An 8295-nucleotide genomic window follows, 5' to 3' on the forward strand; every position below is an offset into this window, starting at 1 on the left:
GGAGCCGGAGGAGGTCTTCGTCGCGACCGGCCGCACCGATCTCCACACCGCCATCGACACCGAGGGCCGTACGACCGACCGCCGCGACGACTTCGACGAGGTGTACGGCGACTGGGGCGCCCTGCGCGAGGCGGCCGCCCCCGGCATGGCACCGGAGCGCATCGACACGGACGTCCGCGCGGCCCTGGCGACCGCGGCCGACGACCCGACGAAGCTCACCGACGCGGAGGCCCTGGCCCTCTTCCACGCCGACGGCCCCGCGCTGGACGCGCTGACCAGGATCGCCGACGACGTCCGTAAAACCGCCGTCGGCGAGGACGTGACGTACATCGTCACCCGCAACATCAACTTCACCAACGTCTGCTACACCGGCTGCCGTTTCTGCGCCTTCGCCCAGCGCCGCACCGACGCCGACGCCTACACCCTCTCCCTGGACCAGGTCGCCGACCGGGCGCAGCAGGCGTGGGACGTCGGCGCGGTCGAGGTCTGCATGCAGGGCGGCATCCACCCCGACCTGCCCGGCACCGCGTACTTCGACATCGCGAAGGCGGTCAAGGAACGCGTCCCCGGCATGCACGTGCACGCCTTCTCGCCGATGGAGGTGGTCAACGGCGCGACCCGCACCGGCATGCCGATCCGGGAGTGGCTGACCGCGGCGAAGGAGGCGGGGCTGGACACCATCCCGGGGACGGCGGCGGAGATCCTCGACGACGAGGTGCGATGGATCCTCACCAAGGGCAAGCTGCCGGCCGCCACCTGGATCGAGGTCGTCACCACCGCCCACGAGGTGGGCATCCGCTCCTCCTCCACGATGATGTACGGCCATGTCGACCAGCCCCGCCACTGGCTCGCCCACCTCCGCACCCTGGCCGGCATCCAGCAGCGCACGGGCGGCTTCACGGAGTTCGTGACGCTGCCCTTCATCCACACCAACGCACCGGTCTACCTGGCGGGCATCTCCCGCCCCGGCCCGACCATGCGCGACAACCGGGCCGTCACGGCGATGGCCCGTCTCCTCCTCCACCCCCACATCCCCAATATCCAGACGAGCTGGGTGAAACTGGGTGCGGAGGGTGCGGCGGAGATGCTCCGCTCGGGCGCCAACGACCTGGGCGGGACGCTCATGGAGGAGACGATCTCGCGGATGGCGGGCTCGTCGTACGGCTCCTACAAGTCGGTACGGGACCTGATCGCCGTGGCGGAGGCGGCGGGCCGTCCGGCGCGGCCCCGCACGACGCTGTACGGCGAGGTTCCGGAGGAACGGCAGCGGGCGGCGGAGGCGTCCGACGGGCATCTGCCGGAGCTGCTGCCGGTGCTGGACTGAGCGGTCGGTGGACTGAGCGGTCGGTGGACGGGCGCCCGGTACGATGATCTGACCTCTGTTGTATGTACAGGGGGCCTCATAGTGGAGGAGATGTGTACCCGTGGCTGCCCTACTGCCCTCCTGGGTCACGGTCACCGGTCTGACGGCGGGGGCGACGGTCGCCGTCGTCTTCCTCGCCGTACAGGCCGACAAGGGGCCGCACCCCACGGCCGCGGCGGTCCGCCCGTCGGCGAGCGCGTCGGCGGGCGCCCACCCCTCCGCGTCGCCGACCCCGGTGAAGGCCCCCGAGGTGCCGGCGGCCTCCGGCACGGGCCGCCGGGTCGTCTACGCGCTCGGCGACAAGCGGGTGTGGCTGGTCGACGCGACCGGCAAGGCGAGCCGCACCTTCACGGTGTGGCCGGGGACGGTGAGCCCCGACCCCGGCACCTACGTGATCTCCCATACCCGCGCGTCCACGACGGGCTCGGACGGCGTCCAGATCGAGCACATCCTCTACTTCGCCTCGAAGTCGGGCCTGTCGGTCGCCTTCTCCAACGCGGTCGACGGCTCCTCCCCGCCGCCCGCCGCCGGCAAGCAGACCAGCGGCATCCGCATGCCCAAGGCGGACGGCGCGGCCCTGTGGACGTTCGGCACGGAGCCGGACACCAAGGTGACGGTCGTCAAGTAGCCGTCCGGAGGCGCCGTCGGCGTCAGGGGGCCGGGTGCTGCCGCTCCCGCCTTTCCTGCTGCCACAACGCCGTCCGCGCTTGCTGACTGCTTACCCCGCCCCCCAGTCCTGCGCTCAGTCCTGCGCCTTGATTGTGATGCGCTCTCATCACTTCGCGGGTCTTCTCGACTGGTGCCCTGTGAGGCAGTTTGTGCTGGCCGGACAGGCAGGTTCGGCCCAGCGCCGGCATAACTGGCTATTCCGGAATGTGCGGGCTGGGCCGACGGCGCCGAGGGCGGTGGCGGCGTGTACGCGGGCGGTTCGTCGGAGGATCCGCAGTGACCGGGTGACGCGGCTGCCGAAGCCCTCGCCCAAGGAGTACGCCCTGGCCTGTCCCCAGGGTGGGCGACCGCCGAAGCACGGGCCGGAGTTCCGCTTCGCCAAACCCGAACCTGACCCGAACCAGAAGTCACCACGGCCACCGACACCGTGCACTACGGCACGGCCGAAACTCAGGCATGAGACCGGGGCCACCCTCGGCTGACCCACCGCTCGGCCCGGCTGGAGCACGACGGCGAGCTCCCCATCGCACCAGAAAACGCGCTGAAGAGGAAGGTGATGTCGAGTGCGGCCGTGTGCCTGGGGACGTCTCGGCATTGCCGCTGGCGTCTTCACATGGCGACCACTGCGTTCTTCCCACCGTCCACGGCCAGCGTTGCTCCGTAAACGTACGACGCCTGGGGGGACGCCAGGAACCGGATCACGTGCGCCACCTCCTCGGCGTCTCCGCCACGCCCGGCAGGCAGCGAAGAGAGGTACGTCCCGTACATGTCGCGGATGCCCTCGTTCACCGGAGTGAGGATGAAGCCAGGATCGACGCAGTTGACCCGGACGCCTCTGGGACCGTACTCCGCAGTCCACGACTTGGTCAGCATGGACAAAGCCGCCTTCGATGCCTGGAAGGCGGCGGTGCCGGCAGCGGCCATCGAGGTGCTCAGGCTCCCCACGTTGATGATGGCCCCCCTGCCACGCTCGGCCATGGCCGGGGCGAAGGCACCCGTCAGGATGAACGGCGCCTTGGCGTGGACGTTGAACGCGGCGTCGAACATCTCGTCCGGGGTGGACTCGGTCGGCGCGAAACCCCCGCCGCCGGCGTTGTGCACCAGGACATCAAGAGGGCCGTCGATGGCCTCCCGTACCTGTTCAACAAGATTGCGCACGGACGCGGGATCACCAAGATCGGCTATCAGATCAATCGCACGGCCGCCTACGGATTCCACGGATCGACGACTCTCGGCAGCCCGATCCCGATCCCGACCTGTGACGATGAGCGAGTACCCGTCCTGCGCCAAGCCGACCGCCGTAGCACGACCGATTCCGCTGGTCGAACCAGTCACCAACGCCCACGACCGCCCCGAAGTGGAAGTGCCCGCCTGCTCAGCCATCACCAATTTCCTTTCACACGTTCAAGAGGTTGTCGCGACAGCAAGTAACGCGATCACCTTGCAGAAATGCCAGATACGGCGGGAGACACCAGTTCCACTGGGGTGAGGTGAACCACGTCGGACGGCCCCCAGAGCCATGTATGAACACCTACCCCGCGCTGTATCAAACGCTCGACTCCCGCCTCGGACACGGTCGTCAACGAACACCCGCCTCATTGCGTCAGCCACTGTAAGGCGGTGATCGGGTCTTCGCTCTACCGTGGTCCACGACTTCCGGGACGCCGGTTTTGGTTGGTATCGGCTGATGGCCAGGGAGGGGGAAGGGTTCGTGTGGCGGGGTCGAGTCTTTCGTGCCGTGGTGCGGGGTTCATCCAGGCGGCCTGGGCTGTTTGGAGTGGGGTGGGTTGTTCGGGTGTGTAATTCGCTGGGTCGGTTGTCCCGTAGGGGTTTTGCGGTGTCGGAGTCGGTGGGCGGTATGTGTCGGCGAGGAATGCTTGAAAGCTGGGGAGTGGTGTGTCTTGGGTCTGGGCGTAGCCCGCCGGCATTGTCTCGGCCTGGGGCGGTGGTTGGTAGCTGAGGGCTGATGTGGCCGAGGTGTGAGACGGGGTGTAGGGGGGGTGTCCGGCAGGGGCCGCGGCCTGGGGCGTATATGTTCCGGCGTATGACTGATGCGAATCCGGGATGTAGGTGCCGGCATATGTTGAAGGCGTCGCATAGTACGTCGGTCCTGACTGCGAAGCCCCCGTCCCCTGCGCGGCCGATCCAAGACCCGACCCGGCCTGTTGCCTCTGACGCACCAGATTTTTGGCGTGATGCGCCTGCGAATGCTCACTCAGGTATTCCAGGGTGTCAGAGTCCAGCATGGCGTGGGCTGTTACGCTTGCCGGACTCTTTCCCTTCAGCCAATTGGAGACGGTGGTGTGATGGATTCCCTCGATACTACTCATCGACAGGAAAGGGTCCGCGGCGAACTGCTTCAGGACCCCCGCAATTTCTGTCTCGCTGTGCTTGATGCCCCGACCCTCACCGTATGTCATGGTGAACTGGTTGCCGGAATCTGATCCGGGCTGTTGCGCCTCGTTCAATACCGTTGAGGCGTAAGGTGCGTCGGTGCGGGTTGACAACGCCTCCAGGATCGCGCGTCCGCCCTCCTCCCTGAGCAGCCCCTGGTAAGCCACCCGGCTTCCTTCTGTGTCTCCCCGGAGCCATGAAGTGACCGTGTCTGTGTGATATCCGGTTTTAGATGCAATATATTTCCTTTTTGCTGTCGGATTCTCGGCTGCCTTCCTCAGAACTTCTTGGATCTGCGCTGGTGTTGTCCTGGTCTTGGCGACTGGCATAGTGATCCCCGGACTGTTTCGGATTGAGGTTCTTGGTTGGAATTCTTCTTCTCTACGGTTATCGCTGTCCCGGTCCGCGGCGGCCCTGGCCCTGGCGGTGGTGTGCGCGGTCGCTTGTGGTGGGCCAGGGAGGGGGAAGGGTTCGTGTGGTGGGGTCGAGCCTGTCGTGCTGTGGTGCGGGGTTCATCCGGGCGGCCTGGGCTGTTTGGAGTGGGGTGGGTTGTTCGGGTGTGTAATTGGCTGGGTCGGTTGTCCCGTAGGGGTTTTGCGGTGTCGGAGTCGGTGGGCGGTATGTGCTGGCGAGAAGTTCTTGAAAGCTGGGGAGTGATGGGGCCGGGGTTTGGGTGTAGCCCGCCGGCATTGTCTCGGCCTGGGGCGGTGGTTGGTAGCTGAGGGCTGATGTGGCCGAGGTGTGAGACGGGGTGTAGGGGGGGTATCCGGCAGGGGCCGCTGCCTGGAGCGTATATGTTCCGGCGTATGACTGATGCGAATCCGGGATGTAGCTGCCGGCATATGTTGAAGGCGTCGCATAGTACGTCGGTCCTGACTGCGAAGCCCCTGTCCCCTGCGCGGCCGATCCAAGACCCGACCCGGCCTGTTGCCTCTGACGCACCAGATCTTTGGCGTGATGCGCCTGCGAATGCGCACTCAGGGATTTCAGGGTGTCAGGGTCCAGCATGGCGTGGGCTGTTACGCTTGCCGGAGTTTTTCCCTCCAGCCATTTGGAGAGGGTGGCGTGATGGATTCCCTTGAAATTATTCGGCGTCAGTGAATGGTTCGCGGCGAACTGCTTCAGGATCCCCGCAATTTCTGTCTCGCTGTGCCTGATGCCCCGACCCTTACCGTATGTCATGGTGAACTGGTTGCCAGAATCTGATCCGGGCTGTTGCGCCTCGTTCAATACCGTTGAGGCGTAAGGTGCGTCGGTGCGGGTTGACAACGCCTGCAGGATCGCGCGTCCGCCCTCCTCCCTGAGCAGCCCCTGGTAAGCCACCCGGCTTCCTTCTGTTTTCCCCAGGAGCCATGAAGTGACGTAGTCTTTGCGATATCCGGTTTGAGATGCAATATCTTCCCTTTCTGCTGTCGGATTCCTGGCTGCCTCCCTCAGAACTTCTTGGATCTGCGATGGTGTTGTCGTGGCCTTGGCGACTGGCATAGTGATCCCTGAACTGTTTCGGATTGAGGTTCTTGGTTGGAATTCTTCTTCTCTACGGTTATCGCTGTCCCGGTCCGCGGCGGCCCTGGCCCTGGTGGTGGTGTGCGCGGTCGCTTGTGGTGGGCCAGGGAGGGGGAAGGGTTCGTGTGGTGGGGTCGAGCCTGTCGTGCTGTGGTGCGGGGTTCATCCGGGCGGCCTGGGCTGTTTGGAGTGGGGTGGGTTGTTCGGGTGTGTAATTGGCTGGGTCGGTTGTCCCGTAGGGGTTTTGCGGTGTCGGAGTCGGTGGGCGGTATGTGCCGGCGAGAAGTTCTTGAAAGCTGGGGAGTGATGGGGCTGGGGGCTGATGGGGCCGGGGTATAGGAGGTGTATCCGGCAGGGGCCGCTGCCTGCGGTGTATATGTTCCGGTGTAGGGTGGATCCGGTACGTAGCTGCCGTACGCTGTGGCAGGCGGCTCATGTGGCACTGGTGCCGAGGAGTTGTACGAGCTGCAGGCTTCCGCTGGATTCTGCGGCTGGTAGTTGCTGGCATATGTTGAAGGCGTCGCACTGTACGTCGGTCCCGGCTGCGGAGCTCCCGTCCTCTGTGCGGCCGATCCAAGACCCGAGGAAATAGGGGTCCTGTTTGGCCAGTTCCCTGTGGGCCGTTTGGCTTACGTCCGTATGCCCGGCCAGCCAATTTGAAACGGTAGACCAAGAGGCTCCCTCGGTTGCGTTATCCCTCGGCACAGGATGATGAGCGAGGTCCCGTAGAACCGACGCAGGCAGCCCGGCGAGATTCCGTAGAACCCTTGTAACTTTTTCCGCGCTGTGTTTGGCACCAGGAGTGAATGATTCGAGGGGCTTGAGGGCGGAATCTATTCCGTTAGATTTGCGATTGTTTGCGATTCTTCTCCTGGATTGTTTTGGATTGGGGTCCTTGATCGGAATCCTTCTTCTTGGTTTCCACAACGTGCTCGCCCCGCCAGTGGTTCAAGTCGGCTGGGGGCTGTCCAGCCGGTGAGCCTTTCCCGACGTCGGCTTGAGATGTTGAGGTGGAGGGTGAGGAGGGTTGGGCGAGTGCGGTGATATGTATGGTTTTGCACTGGATCCTGCGGAGGAGCCGCCAGGTTCTTGAGGGTGGCCACGGTGGGGAACCCGCACCGTGCCGCGGGTTCCTTGGTGCGCCTTGTCGGCCCGGCAGAGGGGGCCGGCCTCGGCCGGGACGTTGACGATGCCGTGAGTGTGGGCGGCGCGGATGGCGTGGACCGTGCCGGTCCGCAGGAAGCCGACGCCACCGTGTACCGAGCTCACGGTGCCGGGCGGTCAGCCGACGGGACAGGTACCGAAGGGACGAGCTGGACAGACCGATCCCCGATGGGCGGACAAGCACATGAAGCTCCGGACGGACAGGCTGCTCCTGGCCGACAACCCGTCTACCAGGAGCCTCTACCAGGAGCCTCATCTCTTTCTCACCCCCGGCCCCCGCACCAACCGACACCGTCACCAACCAAGTTGGCAAAGCAGAGGGGGCGGGTCAGCTGCTCGGGCCTGGGCGAGCCGGCCGGTGAGCGCGTCGGTGTTGTCGGCGTGCGGAGCAAGGAGCCGGGCGAAGTCCCTTATGCCGGTTGTCAGTTGGGTCATGGCCCGGGCGGTGGCGTTTCGGCAGTTCCCGCAGCCTGGCTGTGGCCGGCGGCCAAGTGTGGCTTGTGGCAGCGCGGTTCGCCGGCCCGGTTGCCGAACGCGTCGGTGACGGTCCGCGGTCACTGCTTCAGTCCGAGGCTGGAGCGTCGGTACCGCTCGCTCAGTCCGTCAGCCTGCTCGGCGAAGGTGCCGCGCCGGCATGACGGCCGGTCGCAGAAGAACCGCAGTCCCCGCTGCCGGATGACCAATTGTGTTACGCCGGGGGGTGTTCGCTGGGGCTTTGCTCGTACGCGGGGTGCACCCGTATTGCCCGTGCCCGGCAACTCGGACGCAGAGGCGGCGGACCGCAGGCCGCCGCCTCCGCGCAGATCGCTTCTGAGGAGACGTTCACCCCCATCACCGCGGTGCTCCTTCCGGCGCCGGAGGGTGCAGGATCCTCCCGACTAGCTCCGACCGCTGCGTCCCCCACCGCTGCGGTGGCCGCCGTTGCGGTGGCCGCCGTTGCGGTGGCCGCTGTGGTGGTGGGATGACGACGAAGTGTTGTTCCTGCCAGGCTCGCCAGACGGCGCGGGGAGCATGCTGGCAGCAGAGGCCATCTGGTACGAACCGGGTTCCGTAGGCTGTTCCGGACCTGAGGCGGCATCGGAATAGTACTGTTCGGGATAGTATTGGTCGTAGCCTTGGGGGTGCTGGTTCTGCTGCGACGAATACGGTGTGGGCGGCAGGTTCGGTACCAGAGTGGTAATGCTGGGAAACTGTGCGTT

Annotated in this window: 3 protein-coding genes and 2 pseudogenes; 3 read left to right on the forward strand and 2 right to left on the reverse strand. The window is 65.7% G+C overall.

Annotated features, from left to right (window positions below):
* The 3 genes and pseudogenes from cofH to AB0D85_RS51975 all read left to right on the forward strand — a co-directional run.
* The coding region (cofH, locus tag AB0D85_RS51965) for a 5-amino-6-(D-ribitylamino)uracil--L-tyrosine 4-hydroxyphenyl transferase CofH (RefSeq protein ID WP_362338651.1) at positions 1 to 1324 on the forward strand (1324 nt) is incomplete at its 5' end.
* A 100-nt stretch (positions 1325 to 1424) separates the two neighbouring features.
* The gene (locus tag AB0D85_RS51970; protein ID WP_362338654.1) at positions 1425 to 1991 is read left to right on the forward strand and encodes a hypothetical protein; all 567 of its coding nucleotides are present in this window, start codon (positions 1425 to 1427) and stop codon (positions 1989 to 1991) included.
* Between the two features lie 307 nt (positions 1992 to 2298).
* A pseudogene (locus AB0D85_RS51975) lies at positions 2299 to 2558 on the forward strand (transposase); the annotation flags it as partial.
* Between the two features lie 83 nt (positions 2559 to 2641).
* On the opposite strand, the gene AB0D85_RS51980 reads toward AB0D85_RS51975, so the two are convergent.
* The gene (locus tag AB0D85_RS51980; RefSeq protein ID WP_362338657.1) at positions 2642 to 3415 is read right to left on the reverse strand and encodes an SDR family oxidoreductase; all 774 of its coding nucleotides are present in this window, start codon (positions 3413 to 3415) and stop codon (positions 2642 to 2644) included.
* A 3524-nt stretch (positions 3416 to 6939) separates the two neighbouring features.
* Positions 6940 to 7280: pseudogene (locus AB0D85_RS51985) on the reverse strand (hypothetical protein); the annotation flags it as partial.
* Between the last annotated feature and the right edge of the window lie 1015 nt (positions 7281 to 8295).

The organism is Streptomyces sp. NPDC048277, assembly GCF_040652235.1.
Classification (GTDB): Bacteria; Actinomycetota; Actinomycetes; order Streptomycetales; family Streptomycetaceae; genus Streptomyces.